Origin of the sequence: Ewingella americana ATCC 33852 (assembly GCF_000735345.1) — a bacterium.
Lineage (GTDB): Bacteria > Pseudomonadota > Gammaproteobacteria > Enterobacterales > Enterobacteriaceae > Ewingella > Ewingella americana.
On sequence record NZ_JMPJ01000065.1, the window covers coordinates 55695 to 73158 of the forward strand.

11 protein-coding genes are annotated in these 17464 nt (G+C 54.5%); 1 reads left to right on the forward strand and 10 read right to left on the reverse strand.

Features of this window, described 5'->3' with window-relative positions:
- The first annotated feature begins 175 nt into the window (after positions 1–175).
- Positions 176–1501 carry an amino-acid N-acetyltransferase gene (gene argA, locus GEAM_RS14695; protein WP_034792846.1) on the forward strand — a complete coding sequence of 442 codons (1326 nt, stop codon included), beginning with the start codon at positions 176–178 and terminating at the stop codon, positions 1499–1501.
- Positions 1502–1599: 98 nt separating this feature from the next.
- Here argA and recD read toward each other — a convergent pair whose 3' ends face one another.
- The 10 genes from recD to lgt form a co-directional block, all read right to left on the reverse strand.
- On the reverse strand, positions 1600–3525 hold the full coding sequence (gene recD / locus GEAM_RS14700) for an exodeoxyribonuclease V subunit alpha (protein ID WP_051899535.1): 1926 nt from the start codon (positions 3523–3525) through the stop codon (positions 1600–1602).
- On the reverse strand, positions 3522–7106 hold the full coding sequence (gene recB, locus GEAM_RS14705) for an exodeoxyribonuclease V subunit beta (RefSeq protein WP_034792849.1): 3585 nt from the start codon (positions 7104–7106) through the stop codon (positions 3522–3524). The genes recD and recB overlap by 4 nt, the downstream gene beginning before the upstream one ends.
- On the reverse strand, positions 7103–9991 hold the full coding sequence (gene ptrA, locus GEAM_RS14710; protein ID WP_034792852.1) for a pitrilysin: 2889 nt from the start codon (positions 9989–9991) through the stop codon (positions 7103–7105). Before ptrA ends, recB begins: the two co-directional genes overlap by 4 nt.
- A 42-nt stretch (positions 9992–10033) precedes the next feature.
- The gene (gene recC, locus GEAM_RS14715) at positions 10034–13408 is read right to left on the reverse strand and encodes an exodeoxyribonuclease V subunit gamma (protein ID WP_034792854.1); all 3375 of its coding nucleotides are present in this window, start codon (positions 13406–13408) and stop codon (positions 10034–10036) included.
- 114 nt (positions 13409–13522) lie between these two features.
- Positions 13523–13858, reverse strand: a complete 336-nt coding sequence (locus GEAM_RS14720) for a prepilin-type N-terminal cleavage/methylation domain-containing protein (RefSeq protein WP_034792857.1) — start codon at positions 13856–13858, stop codon at positions 13523–13525.
- Positions 13842–14363, reverse strand: a complete 522-nt coding sequence (locus GEAM_RS14725; protein WP_084674129.1) for a YgdB family protein — start codon at positions 14361–14363, stop codon at positions 13842–13844. Before GEAM_RS14725 ends, GEAM_RS14720 begins: the two co-directional genes overlap by 17 nt.
- The gene (locus GEAM_RS14730; RefSeq protein ID WP_034792860.1) at positions 14360–14938 is read right to left on the reverse strand and encodes a prepilin peptidase-dependent protein; all 579 of its coding nucleotides are present in this window, start codon (positions 14936–14938) and stop codon (positions 14360–14362) included. The genes GEAM_RS14725 and GEAM_RS14730 overlap by 4 nt, the downstream gene beginning before the upstream one ends.
- A complete protein-coding gene (locus GEAM_RS14735) occupies positions 14929–15426 on the reverse strand; it encodes a prepilin peptidase-dependent protein (protein ID WP_172468442.1) in 498 nt (165 codons plus the stop codon). The genes GEAM_RS14730 and GEAM_RS14735 overlap by 10 nt, the downstream gene beginning before the upstream one ends.
- A gap of 273 nt (positions 15427–15699) precedes the next feature.
- Positions 15700–16494 (reverse strand): thymidylate synthase, encoded by a 795-nt coding sequence (gene thyA, locus GEAM_RS14740; protein ID WP_034792863.1) that lies wholly within the window; start codon positions 16492–16494, stop codon positions 15700–15702.
- Between the two features lie 6 nt (positions 16495–16500).
- Positions 16501–17367, reverse strand: coding sequence for a prolipoprotein diacylglyceryl transferase (gene lgt, locus GEAM_RS14745; RefSeq protein ID WP_034792866.1), 867 nt, complete (start codon positions 17365–17367; stop codon positions 16501–16503).
- Positions 17368–17464 lie beyond the last annotated feature (97 nt).

The following is a 17464-nucleotide window of genomic DNA, read 5'->3' on the forward strand; positions in this document are numbered from 1 at the left end:
CTCAATAGGAAAATTCTAACGAATCGACCCTGCCCTGTCATTCACAAACGGGATTGGCTAAATTTTAAGCTTGTTGATGCTTTGTGAACAAAAAGAGAGATTTCTTACTTGCCACATCGGCACAAAAGAATAAAAATACAGAAATTACGAATAAAAATTCAAATGAGGTTTTGCCGTGAAGGAACGTAGTACTGAATTGGTTCAGGGTTTTCGCCACTCGGTTCCCTACATTAATGCACACCGTGGCAAAACGTTCGTTGTCATGCTGGGCGGCGAAGCTATTGAGCATGAGAACTTTACCAATATCGTCAATGATATCGGGCTGTTACACAGTTTGGGCATCCGTTTGGTGGTGGTTTATGGTGCTCGCCCGCAGATAGATGAGAATCTGGCGGAGCATAATTATGAACCCATCTACCACAAAAATACCCGCGTCACCGACGCCCGCACTCTCGAATTAGTCAAGCAAGCGGCGGGCTTATTGCAGCTCGACATCACCGCTCGCCTCTCCATGAGCCTGAATAATACGCCACTTCAGGGTGCACATATTAATGTGGTCAGCGGTAACTTCATCATCGCTCAGCCTTTAGGCGTCGACGACGGTATCGACTACTGCCACACCGGCCGTATTCGCCGTATTGATGAAGAAGCTATCCACCGCCAACTCGACAGCAACGCCATTGTGCTGCTCGGGCCGGTTGCCGTGTCCGTCACCGGAGAGAGCTTCAACCTGACCTCCGAAGAGGTGGCAACCCAGCTGGCAATCAAGCTGAAAGCCGAAAAAATGATTGGTTTCTGCTCGTCTCAGGGCGTGATCGACGAAGACGATAATATTATTTCCGAGCTGTTCCCCAACGATGCGCAGGCTCGAATCGACACCATGGAAGCCCGTGGCGACTACCAGTCAGGCACCGTGCGTTTCCTGCGTGGTGCAGTCAAAGCCTGCCGCAGCGGCGTGCGTCGCAGCCACTTAATCAGCTATCAGGAAGACGGCGCGCTGGTTCAGGAGCTGTTCTCCCGCGACGGTATCGGCACGCAAATCGTGATGGAGAGTGCCGAGCAGGTGCGCCGCGCCACCATCAACGATATCGGCGGCATTCTTGAGCTGATTCGCCCGCTGGAGCAGCAGGGTATCTTGGTGCGCCGCTCCCGCGAGCAGCTAGAGATGGAAATCGACAAATTCACCATTATCGAACGCGATAACCTGACCATCGCCTGCGCCGCGCTCTATCCATTCCCTGAAGAACGCATTGGTGAGATGGCTTGCGTGGCGGTGCATCCTGACTATCGCAGCTCGTCACGCGGCGAAATGCTGCTGAAACGCGTTGCCAGTCAGGCGAAGCAAATGGGGCTGGATCGCCTGTTTGTGCTGACCACTCGCAGCATCCACTGGTTCCAGGAGCGTGGTTTCCAGCCAGCAGAAGTAGACGTCCTGCCAATCCAGAAACAGGAAATGTACAACTATCAGCGTCGCTCTAAAATCCTGCTGACTGAGCTTTAAAGCAGGGTTAATGCGAGGTTAGAGATAAAACATAACGGGGCTTCTCACGCGTGGAGAAGCCCCGTTTTGTTTTCATTTATCAGGAGCGTGGATGAGTACTAGTGCTGCTCGCTAAGCCTTTCTGCCAGCCCGCTGCGGCGTCGCGTTCGGGTGCGGGTCGCGATGCTAAACACCTTCTCACTGGCATAAAGCGACAGCTGCTTCTTAGCTCGGGTGATAGCGGTATACACCAGTTCGCGGGTTAGTACCGGCAGGAAGTGGTTAGGCAGCACCAGCAGCGTATGGTCAAACTCAGAGCCTTGAGACTTGTGAACGGTCATGGCGTAAGCCGTTTCATGAGCTGGCAAACGGCTCGGCTGCACGGATTTCACTTCACCACCGGGAAGCTGGAAGTAGACTCTCAGCTCGCCACTTTCGTTATGCAAGGCAATGCCGATATCGCCATTAAACAACCCCAGCGCGCTATCATTACGGCTGATCATCACTGGCCTTCCGGGATACCATTTCCCCGCCAGTACCGCAGGTCGGCGGATCAGCCCTTTGCGGTTTAGCAGTTGTTCGATGCGCTCATTCAGCCCTTTCACTCCAAACGGCCCTTCGCGCAGCGCGCAAAGCACCTGAAAACGGCCAAAATCCTGCAAAATGCTGTCAGGCGACGCGCTTTGCCTAACACCTTGAAGATAAGGAAGATAGCCCGCAACGCAGGCATCGAGCAGCGGCTGGAAATCCTCCGTTTCGTTGAGCGGATACCCTGTGACGTCCGGCAAGCCCTGCGCCAGCACGGCAGATGCAGCCGCACTCTCACCTGCATTGACGACTTTCGCCAACTGCCCAATACCGGAAGCAGAATCGAACCGGTAGCTGCGGCGCAGTAAGCACAAGCTATCGCGAACACTGGCGGCATTCACCACCTCTGTTGGTGCGACAGGGCAACCCGTCAAATAGCTCAGTTGAGTGGCGCGCTCTGCGCTATACCCCTGCTCTGCAAACCGGCAGATATCTCCCAACACTGCCCCCGCCTCCACCGAAGCCAACTGGTCACGGTCACCGAGGAAAATCACTCGCGCCTGCGCTGGCAGTGCTTCAATCAGCCTTGCCATCATCGGCAGGTCGACCATTGAGGCTTCATCAACCACCAGCACGTCAAGGTGCAGCGGATTCCCACGGTGGTAACGCATACGCTGGCTGCCAGGCTGTGCGCCCAGCAATCGGTGTAATGTCGAGGCTTCCGCCGGGAACGCGGCCCGCTCGGCTTCAGTAAGAGGCAAGCGCAGGCTGGCCTGCCCGAGAGAATCGGTGAGACGCGCAGCCGCCTTGCCAGTGGGCGCGGCCAACTGAATACGCAGCTTCTGCTGGGGATAGAGCTGAACCAGCGCGGCCAGAAGTTTAGCCACGGTAGTCGTTTTGCCAGTGCCGGGACCGCCAGAAATAATCGAAATCCGCCGCGTAGCCGCCACCGCCGCCGCGACTTTCTGCCAATCAATCTCGGCCGAGTCCGTGTGACCAAACAGGTCATCCAGAATCGTTTTTAGCCGGGCTTCGTCCACGGTCAGTGGCGAAATGAGCGAGGTATCCAGCCGTTTTTCAGCACTGAAGAAATCGGCGACCTCGCCCTCGCTTTGCCACATCCGCTGGAGATACAGGCGGTTTTCTTGCAACACCATCGGCGTCGGCTGGCTGCCGTCGCTGACCGCAGGATGACGACTTAATAGCGCCAGCCACTGCTCGCTGTCCGGCTCACCAGCCATTTTCCACAGTTCAATGGCAATCTGCGGGTAACGCCCGTCAAACAGAGAATCCGGGCTGAGCTGGTCCAAATGCAAACACACGTGACCACTCCCCGCCTCACTGCTCAGGCAGGCGGCTGCCAGCATGAGCGCGGCATATTCAGTCTCTGCCTGCGTCCCGCCAGCTATCATGCGGGCAAACTGCACGTCCAGTGACCTGAACGCGCCTTGCAGCAAGGCTTGCTCAAACAGAGCATCAACTGCCAAACCATTTTTTACTGTCACCGAGGTGTTCATAGCTGCCCCTCCAGCATTCTGGCTTGTTCTAGCATGGCTTCATCAGGGACAAACTCACCTCTAAATAGTTGGTCGAGGCATTCGACGAACTCCTGCGACGGACGGCGGCGGAAAACACCGTTGCCCGGATGCTCCGGGTCGACGCCGCGTAGGAACAGGTAAATTACGCCGCCAAAATGGCGCTCATAGTCATAATCAGCCAGCCGGTGGCCCAAATAGCGGTGGAGTGCCAGCGTGTAGAGCTGGTATTGCAGGTCATAGCGGTGTTCCGCCATCGCGCTTTCCATCGCCTGCTCGGTATAGGCGCTGCTGTCATCACCCAGCCAGTTGGACTTGTAGTCCAGCAAGTAAAAACGCCCTTCCCAGAAGAATACCAAGTCAATAAAGCCTTTAAGCATCCCCTGAACCTGCTGGAAATTAAGCGACGGGCAGCGAGCAGATAAGCTGTCGAAATGTTTCACCACCGCGTTGAGCTGCGAAGCCTGTAACATGCTGTCGATCGGCAAGTAGAACTGCAGTTCAGACTGCAATTTACCTTGGTCAATGGCGCTGAGTTTCATCTCAGGCTCACCGAGCGGCGTGTTTAAGATGGCTTCAATCCAAGCCTTAAGCACCGGCAGCCACTCGGCCTCAAGTCCCTGAGCAGTTAACTTCTCCATCAGCCATGCGTCTTCAACTTCTGCGTCAAAGGCAATTTCTTCGAAAATGCTGTGCAGGAAGGTCCCCGGCGAAGCGCCACGTGGGAAGGTGTGGGCGTTCATTTGTGGCTCGACGGCCTCTTGCTGCTCACCAGCGGCTTCTACATCCAGCTTTGGCAGCAGGTCTTGCGCCAATGCCGTGCCGTGCTGCTGAAGGCCGGAGTAACTGGTGATGCGCCAGCTATCCTGAATTTGGCGCGTCATCTGGCGCGCGGAGAGCGCTTTTAGCTCATCGCTTGGCGCGGCCCACGGCGCTTGCTCTGGCGATTCAATTGCAGAGAACACCACATCCTCATTGCTAAGGTTACTCAGGCAGGCAATCAAACCAGCGGCATCGGCAGCCTCAGCCTTCTGCACCAAATAGCCCATCGCCCCAAGGTGTAAGTCGGTATCACCCTGCTTTTTGCGATTTCCCTGCATCAGCGGCGCGATGCCCACGCTACAGTGGTAAACCGAACGCGTTAGCGCCACATACAGCAGGCGGAGGTCTTCCGCCAGACGCTCCTCTTCGGCCAACTCTTTGCTTTGCTCATCACTGTTGAGGTCAAGCATGGCCGAGAAGGTGCTGCGGTCGTGGTACAAGCCTTGCTGCTGTTGGCGGAAATTACTGATAAACGGCAGCCAGACCAGTGGATACTCCAGCCCCTTGGACTTATGAATGGTCACCACCTGCACCAAGTGTTTATCGCTTTCTAACCTTAATTGTTGGCTTTGCGATTGGCGGTCAGGCGAGGATATTTGCTGCGCCAACCAGCGCACCAGTGCGTGCTCACTATCAAGCTGGGCCGCGGCTTCCTGCAATAACTCGCCTAGATGCAGTAAATCGGTAAGTCGCCTTTCTCCGCCAGTGGCGGCCAGCAGGTTCTCGGCTATGTGGCGATGCCCCATCAGGGATTTCAGCATCGGCAGCACTCCGCGCCGCGCCCAGCGTTGGCGGTAGCCGTCAAACTCTTCAACTAAGGCATCCCAAGCCCGCTCATCTTTACTTAAGTTATCGAGTGTCAGGGCATCAAGGCCAATGATGCCGGTCGCCATAGCACTGCGCAGCGTGCGCTCGTGTTCAGGCGTCAGCACCGCCTGTAACAGCCATAGAACATCTTTAGCTTCCGCCGTTTCGAAAACGCTGTCGCGGTTGGAGAGATAAACCGAAGGGATCTCAAGGGCGCTCAAGGCGTCGCGGATCAAGGCCGCTTCTGCGCGGCTGCGCACCAGAACGGTAATATCGGACGCCTGAACTAATGCGCGTTCCCCTTTGGCATTCACCAGCCACGCCTGCTCATTTTGCCCGGCCGTCAGCCAGTCGCGAATCTGCGCCGCGCACTGGCGCGCCATAAGCTGTTGGTAATCACTTACTCCAACCCCTTCCCCCTGCTGCAACCAGAAATGCAAAGCAGGTTGGCTCACCCCATCCAGTTCAAAGTCGAGCTGAGCATTTTTCTCTGCCGGAGAGACCTGAATAAAAGGAATTTGGGAGAACACGAACGGGTTATTAAGCTGGGAAAACAGATGGTTAACGCCTTTCACCATACTGACGGATGAACGCCAGTTAGTGTCCATGGTGTAGTGAGCGCTAACTTCCGAGCGAGCACGCATATAGGTGAAGATGTCAGCGCCGCGAAACGCATAAATCGCCTGCTTAGGGTCGCCGATAAGCAGCAAGCCGCACTGGGGTTGGTTGACGTAAAGACGCTGGAAGATACGGTACTGCTGGGGGTCCGTATCTTGGAATTCGTCGATCATCGCCAACGGATAGCGGCTGCGAATCGCCTGTGCCAACAGCTCTCCACCGGGCTGGTGCAGCGCGGCGTCAAGGCGACTCAAAAGGTCATCAAAGCCTAGCTCGGCGCGCTGGCGTTTCTCTTTCTGAATGGTGAAACGAATCTCGCTGAGAGCCCGCGCAATAATCAAATCACGCAGCGTCAGCGGCTCGGTGAAGATGGCGTCTATGCTGTCGAAAACGCTGTGCTGCGGAGCATTGCCCTTCTTGGTTTTCTCCAGCAGCACTGACTGCCTGAAACGCTCAAGCTCCTTCGGCAATTGATAGTCTTCAGTGGCTTGCGCTGCCCATAACCCCACTGTTTCCAGCCATACCGGCAGATATCGCGAGCTGTAACTGCGTTTATCGACGCCGGAATCATTGATGATGGCGGCAATATCAGCCGACGCGGCCAGCCACTGCTGCTTGATGCCATTGATGCGTTCGAGTATTTGCTGGTGACGCGTCTCAATGGTTTCGTCTTCAGCCGGAGGCTGACGCAGCTGGGGCATTTCACCATGTAAATAAGGCGATAAGTCACTGAGCAAGGCTTCCGGCCCGCTCCATTCCTGCGAGATCACGCGCGCGATGTCCAGAGGCAGCGGATAGCAGTGACGACGCCAGAAGTCAGCACAGGCTTGACGGCGCAGGGGGAGCTCATCCTGCACTAGCGTCTGCTCAAACAGAATGCCTGACTCGAATGCGTTGTGAGTGAGCATTCGCTGGCAAAAACCGTGGATGGTGTAGATCGCCGCCTCATCCATCTGCCGCTCTGCTGCCAGCAAAATGTGGGCCGCCGAGGCTAGATCCTCGATTTGCGCCATCAGCGATACCATCATCGGGTTGCCACTCTGACCGCGCACGCAGGCAATTCTTAGCTCGTGAATATTGCTGCGGATACGGCCACGAAGCTCTTCGGTGGCGGCTTCGGTGAAGGTCACCACCAGAATCTCTTCCACCGTCAAACTGCGGGGGAAGGCCGCCTCCTTGCCCAACCCGAGCAATAGCCGCAGGTAGAGCACGGCCAGCGTGAAGGTTTTACCCGTGCCCGCAGAGGCCTCAATCAACCGTGCTCCGGTGAGAGGCAGCGTCAGCGGTTCAAGCTTCTGCGGGATAATCTCAGTCATTTACTGTTTACCTGATGAGGAAATGTTTTCTGAATCGAAGAGGTATTCGGGTACGTTTTGAACCCAGCCGGCTTGGCGTAGTCAGCCGTTTTCGCGTCATTGCCTGATACTTGCGAAAGCATCGCCAGCCCGTTCATTTTGATCACTGCTTTATGGAAGTAATCAGCCAGTTCCTCCTGGGTCAGTGATTGGATAACCGCCAGCACTTTATCGCGCGTATTGAAACGACTCTCTCCACGGCTGAAATCATTGCCAAAACGATCGGCTTCTTCATCAAGGGTCTGCGGCCGCTGCTGCATTTCGTTAATCAGCGCCTGTTTGTACTGAGCAAACTCGTCAGGTTTCATGGCACGCAGGCGTTTTTCTGCCTGAGGGTAAAATGCCAGATAGCGCTGATAGAGGTACTGAGGCTGCTTGTTGTTGCTTTGCAGCAAGAAGCCAATCCCCCACTGCTTACCGACCGGGATTGGGAAGGCAAACACCGCATACCCCAGCTGCTCCTGAGTACGCAACTGACTGTAGAACCAAGGTTGGATAATCTGGCCGAGCAGCGAACTGTAGGCCATGCTCTGCACTTCATCATAGCCTGTCGGAATATAGACCGCCGCCAGCGCGCAGTCGGTACTGCTGCCCTGACGCTGAATATTCACCTTCTGCGGCTTTTTGATTTCAACGTGGCTTCCACGCCACCACTGAGAGCCATGCACCCCAACCTTATTGACGATAGCTTCTGACATGGCCTTCACTTCAGGCTCGGTCATGTTGCCGATCACCATGATCTCTACCGCTGCGTTATGGATCAGGCTTTCACGATAGGTATTGATTTGCTCAAGAGTGATGCCAGCAACCAGCTTTTCGCGCTCTTCTCGCTCGGTATAAGGGATGCGTGACACCAGTTGGACGGGCTGAAGCGCCAGCTCGAAGGCCTTGCCTTTATCCGCCGACGCTAAACGCTCCAGATACCAAGATTTAGCCTGATCAAGCTGCTCTTGGGTCGGTTTGAAATCCGGATAGCTATCCACCAGCTTGCTGAGCAATACCGGCAAACGCTCGGTGAAACCCGTGGCGGCAAACTGCAATCCATTGTCCGGCGAGGTGGAGAAGCTGATGCCACCAATAGAAGCCTGATAGCTCAGTTGGTCAAAGGCCACGCCAGTCAGATAATCCGTCAGGCCATACAGCACTTGATTCTTAGCGTTATCCAGCGCCTGAGCATTGCGGAACGACACCATCACGTTGGCTTTAGGTTCTTGCGAGAAGTAGCGGCTTGGCATATAGAAGACGCGCAGGCCATTTTTCTCCACCACCAGCTCGGGCTTGGTCTGGTCGCTCTTCTTATTCACTATAGCGAGTGAGTCTGGAATGTATGGATTCAGCGCAGGCAGAGAGAGGGAAATTTGCTGGCTCTGCTGCTTCCACTGATCAAAGGTCGCGGCCGGGACTTTATCCACCTGATATGGCGCATTCACAAAATAAGCCACTTTGTTGTGAGGCTCGTCAGGGCTGATGTACCAGTAGCGAGCATTCTGCGGCGTAAGTTGCTCAAGGCGGGCAGTGATAGCCGCAGGGTCAAACTGGTCGGTCAGATAGGGCGAATCCAGAACGTGCTCGACCGGCACTCGCAGCATGGTATCAACCAGCCATTCGACATAGTCCATATCGCGAGTTAAGGCCGGATAGCGATAATCCAACGCCATTACGTGGGCAATTTCGTCGAAATACTCCTTTTTGATTCCCTGCTGGCGCATCTCATTCAGATAGCTAAACACCGCCGCAATCACTCGGTCGCGCTGGGCTAGACCTTTGTCAGTAAGGGAAATGGAGATATTGAACACGCCCTGATTGCGATCCACCATCGGATCAGCTCCGGCGTTAATCCCATCGGCCAGCCCCTCTTTCTGTAACCAGTCCGATAAGGTATTAGGGCTCCGGTTTCCAATTAAGTAGCTGATGTAGGTATCAGTTTTACTGCGAAAAGCCGCGCTGTTGTTATCAATGGCGAACTCAATACGCAGTTGCTTACGCGGCTGCGCCGGGATGAAATGGATAATCTCACCCTTTTGCGCCTCGGTAAGCGTTGGCACCGTGATGGCCGGAACGCTGGCATTATGGTTGCCAATTTTACCAAAGGTCTCGGCGGCTAGCTGGGCAAGCTCTGGCAGCGGCTTATTGCTGTAAATCACCGCAACCATCAGATTTGCAGAGTAATAACGATGATAAAACGCGGTAAGTTCATCATGTAGTTTACTGCTCGGTTTATCTTTTAGCGTATCAAGGTTGCCGCCAGAGAAACGGGCGCTTGGGTGGGCTGGGTTGAGGGTTTCAGCGCGAACTTGCGCCATACGCATGCCGTCTCGGGAACGCGCCATCGTTAGCTCGGCATTGACCGCGTTACGTTCACGGTCAGCATTTAGTGGGTCGAGCAATGGCTCGGCGATGGCGTCCGCTAATCTATCAACCGCGGGTTGCAGTGCATCATTCTCCACCTCGAGGTAGAAAGCCGTGCGATAAGAGGCGGTGCTGCCATTGTGGCTGCCGCCGTGCTTTTTCAAAAACTCCGACAGGCTTTCCGGCTCGGGATACTTTTTTGAGCCCATCAGCAGCATGTGTTCGGTGTAGTGCGCCAACCCTAATTGGGAGTTGGGATCTTCTAAAGATCCCACGGGAATCGCTAACGCCGCCAGAGACTTGCTGGCTTCGCTATCGGAAACTAACAGCACGGTCATGCCGTTATTTAGCGTGATAGCCTGATACTGACGCGGATCGTTCTGACTCTTATTGATTGCTTGTGCATACGGCTGCCAGTCAGTTGCACACCACGCTGCCGGTATCCAAAAGACTGATAACAACAGTAACCCGGAAACACGGGTAAGCTGTTTTAACATTGCCACTCTCCCCCAATAAGGTAAATTTGCGAACTCATGCCACTATGCCAGATTGTGTCGGGCTAGGGGCAAAAGGAAACGTTCCGCTTCGCGGATAATAGTTTGTAATTTTTGCGTGTCTAACTGGCGGAATACCCGCTGAATATAAGGATCGGCCCCTTCTCCGGGAACGCGAATATCCCCCTGCCATGCCTGAAGTAACTTGTTGCGCGCTTTCTCGAGCTTTTCCTCATCATGGCTTACCGCGCCAGTATCTTTATCAAAACACTGGGATAACCATGCCCAGCCGCTTTTATTGAGTAAAATCAGAGGCTCAGACATCCCCTCCAGATAGCCATTAATCAAGTCTTGTAGATGCTGCGTTGCACGCTCCGCAGGCATTGTGGCAAAGCGCCACGCCGTCGCACCGCGACCATACATTCGGCTGTCTCCCTTGCCACCCGAGGCGCAATAGGCCAAGTGTTCAATCCACAATAGTAGACCGTCTCTCGCCAGCAAGGCCGCAGGACGCCAGCGCAGCAGCCCATTGTCCTGCACCTGATGCAACCACCCCGTCAATTTGATATCGCCCACGGACAAGTCCAGCTCAACGCTGCCGTGCTCCTGACGCTCGCTGCGCACGCTGTCGGCTAGCTCGGTCATCTCCTCAAGCTGCTTCTGCCAGTAAATCTCGCCAAACGGGCCATAAGGCAGACCGCCCGACGCGCGAACTCGAGTAAAGAGCTGGGCAGGATCCTGCTCTTCAATCAGCGTGTTGAGCAGTTGGGTATTGAACTGGTAGCGGTCCAGATTATCGAGAATAAAGGGCTCTTCATCCGACAGTTCGGTCTCTTCCAATACGAAACTCACATTCAGCCGCATCTGGAAAAATGCCTTGATGGGATGACGATAAAAACGCAGCAGGTTTTCCAGCGTGACCTCGGTCATCGCCACCGGCTCCAAAGGCTGGTTGAAGTCCAACACTTCATCGCCCTGTCGGCTGGCCGCAGGCAGCCATTCTGCCGCAAAGCTTTGGTGCTCATTGCCTGCTTCGAAATTATTGGCATCGAAAGGCGTGCGCGGATGCCAGCACAGCAGATGCTTAGTCACGCGCTCCGCGCTTTGGTCCGCCGTTAAGCTCTCATCGCCCTTAAGACAGTAGCTTTGGCTAATGTACTCCAGCAGCTCGGTCACCAGCACGGAAGGATATCGCTCGCTGTTATCCTGAATCGAGCGGCCAATATAGCTGATATAGAGATGCTCCTGAGCTGAGAGCAACGCTTCGAGGAACAGGTAACGGTCGTCATCGCGGCGACTACGGTCGCCTCTTTCCACTTTCTGCGCCATCAGGTCAAAACCCAGCGGCGGCAGCGTTCGTGGGTAAACACCATCGTTCATTCCCAGCAGGCACACCACTTTGAAGGGAATCGAACGCATTGGCATCAGGGTACAGAAGTTAATCGGCCCGGCCAGAAAACGCTGGCTGATTCGCTCCTGATCAAGTTTTGACGCTAGCTCGTCACGCAGGATAGACAGTGGCACCAAATCTGGGTATTGCGCCGCAACGCCGTGGCTCAGAACTTTTTGCCACTGCTGCTCAATCAGTGCCAGCGCCACTTCGGTTTCCCCTTCGGCGGAGAAAAATGTGGTGAGCAGCTCCTGACATAGCGGCAGCCACTCACTGACGCTGCGCGGCTTGGATAAGGTGATACGCCACTGGCTAAGCTGCATCAGCAATTCGGCTAAATGCCCGGCCAATTCGGCGGCCAGCCCGGTTGATTCGTCATAAGGCAAGACGCCCTGCCACTCCCCTGACTGGCTGTCCATGGCGTAGCCCAACAGCATGCGGGTCAAACCAAAGTGCCACGTGTGCTGGCCGGTAGCAGGCAGCGCTAGCTCACGCACGTTGTCATCATCCAGCCCCCAGCGAATGCCTGATTCCCCCACCCACTGGCGCAGCAGTCGCAGACCGTCTTCATCAATGGAGAAGCGAGAAGCCAGCGCGGGGACTTCCAACAGCCCGAGCACTTGCTCAGCAGTAAAGCGACTTTGCGGTAAATCGAGCAGAGAGATAAAGGCTTGCAGCGCGGGGTGGGCCTGACTGGCCTTACGGTCAGACAAAGCAAATGGCAGATAGCGCTCTGCTGGCGCATTGCCAAATACTGCCTGAATATAAGGCGCGTAGCTGTCGATATCCGCCACCATGACAATAATGTCGCGCGGGGTGAGCGTTGGGTTTTCGGCCATCAGCGCGAGCAGATTGTCATACAGAATCTCCACTTCGCGCTGTGGGCTGTGGCAGACATGCAGACTCAAGGAGCGATCATTAGGGTTGAGCACCCTTTTTTGGTCGCTGCTAAGTAAGGTTTCTGGCGTCATACCAATAATGGCATGGTCCTCTAACTCCAACATATCTTGCTGAACGGCGTGGAGCAGGGAGCCATCGCCGACGTCAACAAAAGCATGAACTTCCTGAATATCATCCACCTGCGACAACAGGAACATGTGGTCACGCCCCAGCTTGCCCCAAGAAGCCAGCAGCGGATTACTCAGGTTCTGCATGCCCTCATCGTTAAATAGCTGTGCGGCTTGATCCGGCTCGCGGAACAGCGAAGCCTCTTCCAACTTTTCAAGATAGTGGCGGCGCTTGCGGCTTTGCAGCCGGGCGAGAAAGGCGTAGTTCTGAATATCACCCCAATAATATTTGCACGGATTGGTGAACATCAGGTGAATATCAATGTGCTTACCCAATGCCTGTAACGCCTGCAAATAAACCGGCGGCAGTGCCGAAATACCGCAAATAAACACCCGGGAAGGTAAGCCCGGCGGAGTGACTTTGGCGTTTTCCAACTGGGAAATAAAGTTCTGATAAAGATTGGCGCGGTGCCATTCCGGCTGCTGCAGCTCTTGGGTATAAGCACAAAGCGCGCGCCACAGGGAAGATTGCCAGCGCTGCGCGTCATCAAGCCCGTAAATTTGACGCTCGCTCTCCCAGGCCTTTAGCCACTCAGGGCGATAAACCAGATATTGGTCAAACAGATCAGCCACGCGCGCGGCGAGCTGATGGATTTTACGTTTGTCTTCATCGTCATCTAAATAGTGGCGCAGCGAGGCAAAGTCCTCTTCACCCAGTTTCTGCGGCAATAGCCACATGAGTTTCCACGTCATCGCGTCTTTGCTGAAGGCGCTCTCTTTGGGAATGCCCGGCAAGACCTTGGTGAACATATCCCAGATAAAGGTCGCGGGCAGCGGGAATGCGATATTCGCTGCAATACCAAATGTCTGCGCCAACTCCATTTGCAGCCACTGCGCCATGCCGGGGCTTTGCACCAGAATCACTTCCTGACTGAAAGGATCGTCGAGTGGACGCCCCTCGATCAGCGCCGTGGTCAGCGTTTTCAGAATATCTAATTGGTTTGAGTGATAAACCGTAAACATTGGCGCTTCCTTGGGGAAAAAAGACGAATTTATATGAGCTATTTTGAAGATTCAGCAGACTACTCTAAACCAGCTTAGAACCTAATGAAAACCCGTGACCTAGGCTGAAGGTCTTCATAGGGCCGGTTCGCTATCTGAATCACACAATATTCTTGCGCCACGGGCGAGATATCCCGCAGGCGCTTGCACCTGAGCCACCACTGTTTGGCATCCGCCGAGCCGATTGGTTCTTGTTATCTGGCTTTGCCAGCCTGCAGCCAGCGGGTAACCTTTGCTACTCGCCGCGTAGACCTCAAGCTGACCGTGCGCCTCCGACTTTGCCTGTTTAAACTGCCACTGGCGGATAAACCCGTCACTCAGTGACTGGTAGTACTGCAATAGCGCCAACAGAGAGACGGAAAGTAGCAGAGTCGCTATCAGTGCTTCTGGCAGGCTAAATCCCTTTTGCATGGTTCAACTCCCTTTCCTCGGCATCACAATAATTGGGGTCGGACTCCGGGCAGAAGTCCAACCATCCCTGCGCAATTGCGGTAAATCTGCGGCTGCCGTCTGGCGAACCCAGCAACTTGGCCTGCTGATACACCACCAGCGGTCGCGTATGTTTATCTACGACACTCTGCCCTTTAAGCAGAAAAACACCTTCGCGCAGTGATGGCCTAATACAGCTGTGCAGGCTCTGCGATGGCTGGCCGGGAATTGGGATCTCAGCTTGCTGGCACTGCCACTGCTTGCTCGCTGAAGCTTGCCATGTTTGACTCAGCCCCCAGTTCAGTGAAGATTCGGCCTGCTCCCGCGCCGTTAAATAGCGGTGCTCATGGGCCGTCAACGCCAGACTATCCGCGAGTTGCTGCCCGAGGTTGGTCAGCAGAATAACCCCCAAAGACATCATCATCATGACGCTGAGCATCATGGCGCTGCCTCTCTGCCGCTGAATGCACCAAGCTGAAGTCGTCATCTCGCCCGCCCCGCTACGTGGGTTTCCACCCGGCGATGAACCGTCGACGCCCCGCGCCAGTGGGCCGCGATATTAATCGTAAACAATGACTTACCGCGCGGAGTCAGCAGTTTGGTGACTTTAAAATCAGTCACTTTAACTTCAGCAGGATCAAGTAGCTTTTCCCAGCCACTCCCCTCGCAGCTCACGGCACCTCGCTGTGTTTCAATGGCTCCCGCGCGTAAGCGATAAGCGAAATACTCGGCTTCGTCATTGCCAGCAGGCTCCCAGCGCCCATTGCGATTAAGGTCATAGGCGATGATGACGCAGGAGTGTGAAGGTTCTCCCATGCTTTGCCCCATAACCGTGGCCCTTCCACTGCACTCACCATTACAAAAACCGGCGCGACGCAGATCTTTCTCAATATTAGAAACCGTGCTTCTGAGCAATTGGTCTAATTGGAAGTGATGAGCAAGGTTTTGGCTACGCTGGCGCAGTAAAGGGTAAAGCTGCGCCGAGCTGAGCATCAACATGCTGCCAATTCCCAAGGCCATTAGCACTTCCGGCAGAGTAAAACCGCGCTGCTTCAGCCACATACCAGTACCCCAAGCATTGGTTTACCTTCACTGCATATGCGCAGCCGCCCTCTGGCAGAAAGAATAATGCGTAGGCTTCCGGCCGAATTACGCAGGGTGATGTGCCCTGCTTGAGCCGCATTGCGGATGCCATAAAAACCCATCACCTTGTTGGTAAAGTCGATAATTTCCACGTCAGCATTTGCAACGCGAAAGTGCGGCAAGTCGTTCTCAGCGCCACAACCTTCTGGTCTGCTCCCTTGCCCCACGCAGCCTCCGACACCGTTGATAACCCATAAAACAATAGAGCGGTTATAAGCATTAGCCTCGGCTTGTAGCTCGGTCAGGTATGAACGCAATTTCTGGGCGTGTTGCTCCAGCACCAGCGATTGTTGGTAAGCCCGCCAGCCCTGTAGCCCCCATAAGCTGCACATCGCGATAAGCGCTATCACCAGCAGTATTTCAATCAACGTCATGCCACGCTCTTTTACTTGGTTGGTCATTTCCATGGAGCGAGTGTAGCCAGACGCCTTCTTGATGCTAGCAGTAACCCTTTGATTTCCAAGAAACCTCGTAATGATTTCTTGCAACAAACGGCAGTGACAAAGTTTTTGCGTAATGCCTCGCAAACTCGAAAAGTGGGCGGAAAAATGGCGGATAAAAGCACAAGGAAAGGTGTAGAAAAGAGTTGTGGGGAGTTGGTGAACAGAGAGAGGAAACGGATAAAAGGAGAAGAAAGAAGGAGTTTCCCGCCAGCGGGGGCTGGCGGGAGTAACGCGAGGTTAGATAGCGACCGGCGCTTTAATTGGCGGGTGAGGGTCATAGCCCTCGATAGCAAAATCGTCGAACTCGTAATCAAACAGCGAAGCCGGCTTGCGTTTGATAACCAGTTTCGGCAAGGCACGAGGTTCACGGCTCAGTTGCAAATGAGTCTGTTCCATGTGGTTGCTATAGAGGTGAGTATCACCGCCTGTCCAGACGAAGTCACCGACTTCAAGGTCGCACTGCTGGGCCACCATATGCACCAGCAGAGCGTAGCTGGCAATGTTAAATGGCAGACCAAGGAACACGTCGCATGAACGCTGATAAAGCTGGCAGGAGAGCTTGCCGTTAGCCACGTAGAACTGGAAGAAAGCGTGGCAAGGGGCCAGCGCCATCTGATCCAATTCGCCGACGTTCCATGAAGAAACAATGATGCGACGAGAGTCTGGATCTTGTTTCAACTGCTTGATGACGTTGCTTAACTGGTCGATCTGCTTACCGTCGGCCGCGCCCCAGGCACGCCATTGCTTGCCATAGACCGGACCGAGATCGCCATTCTCATCTGCCCACTCGTCCCAAATGGTGACGTTGTTTTCACGCAGATAAGCAATGTTGGTTTCACCTTTGAGGAACCACAGCAGCTCATGAATGATAGAGCGTAAGTGGCACTTCTTGGTGGTTACCAGTGGAAAGCCATCTTGCAGATTGAAACGCATCTGATGACCAAAAATTGACACCGTACCCGTACCGGTACGGTCAGCTTTAGGTGTGCCCTCATCGAGCACCTTCTGCATTAAATCCAGATACTGTTTCATGTTACCTCAAGATAATTGTTTCTGCGGGCGACGGTAGGCCCAGATCATCATGATGACGCCAGCGATAACCATCGGCAGCGAAAGGATCTGTCCCATGCTGATGAAGCCGTCAAACAGCCCCAGCTGAGCGTCCGGCTGGCGGAAGTGCTCAACGATGCTGCGGAATGCGCCGTAACCAATCAGGAATAGACCTGAAACAGCACCCATTGGGCGTGGCTTACGGATGAACAAGTTGAGAATAATAAACAGCACTACGCCTTCCAGCAGCAGCTCATAGACCTGCGAAGGGTGACGCGGCAGAACGCCGTATTGGTTGAGCAGCGGCTGCCATTGTGGGTCAGCAGAGGCAATCGCGATATCTTCCTGACGCGAGCCAGGGAACAGCATCGCCCAAGGCACGGTGGTCACGCGGCCCCACAGCTCGCCATTAATAAAGTTACCCAAGCGCCCTGCACCGAGGCCAAATGGGATCAGCGGAGCAATAAAGTCAGAAACCTGGAAGAAAGTGCGTTTTGTGCGACGAGCGAACCACAGCATTACCACGATCACGCCAATCAAACCGCCGTGGAAGGACATACCGCCATCCCAGACTTTGAACAGGTAAAGTGGATTATCGAGGAACAGTGGCAGGTTGTAGAACAACACATAGCCGATGCGGCCGCCGAGGAATACGCCTAAGAACCCAGCGTAAAGCAGGTTCTCAACTTCTTCTTTTTTCCAGCCACTGCCCGGCTTGTTGGCACGGCGCACGGCCAGCCACATTGCGAACACGAAACCGACCAGATACATCAAGCCATACCAGTGAAGTGAAACCGGACCTAGCGAGAAAATGACCGGATCAAACTGGGGAAACGCCAGATAGCTATTGCTCATCTATCACCACAAGTAGTTTATTGTTTTATACCCTTCATACTTCGGGTGCAGGTGTGCTCGTTGCCTTCCTGCAACACGACGTACACAGATATCGCCC

Excerpts from the sequence above, each read along its gene's own strand:
- recD (WP_051899535.1), bottom strand. The coding sequence starts at position 3,525 with ATGAACACCTCGGTGACAGTAAAAAATGGTTTGGCAGTTGATGCTCTG.
- recB (WP_034792849.1), bottom strand. The coding sequence starts at position 7,106 with ATGACTGAGATTATCCCGCAGAAGCTTGAACCGCTGACGCTGCCTCTC.
- ptrA (WP_034792852.1), bottom strand. The coding sequence starts at position 9,991 with ATGTTAAAACAGCTTACCCGTGTTTCCGGGTTACTGTTGTTATCAGTC.
- recC (WP_034792854.1), bottom strand. The coding sequence starts at position 13,408 with ATGTTTACGGTTTATCACTCAAACCAATTAGATATTCTGAAAACGCTG.
- GEAM_RS14720 (WP_034792857.1), bottom strand. The coding sequence starts at position 13,858 with ATGCAAAAGGGATTTAGCCTGCCAGAAGCACTGATAGCGACTCTGCTA.
- GEAM_RS14725 (WP_084674129.1), bottom strand. The coding sequence starts at position 14,363 with ATGACGACTTCAGCTTGGTGCATTCAGCGGCAGAGAGGCAGCGCCATG.
- GEAM_RS14730 (WP_034792860.1), bottom strand. The coding sequence starts at position 14,938 with ATGTGGCTGAAGCAGCGCGGTTTTACTCTGCCGGAAGTGCTAATGGCC.
- GEAM_RS14735 (WP_172468442.1), bottom strand. The coding sequence starts at position 15,426 with ATGGAAATGACCAACCAAGTAAAAGAGCGTGGCATGACGTTGATTGAA.
- thyA (WP_034792863.1), bottom strand. The coding sequence starts at position 16,494 with ATGAAACAGTATCTGGATTTAATGCAGAAGGTGCTCGATGAGGGCACA.
- lgt (WP_034792866.1), bottom strand. The coding sequence starts at position 17,367 with ATGAGCAATAGCTATCTGGCGTTTCCCCAGTTTGATCCGGTCATTTTC.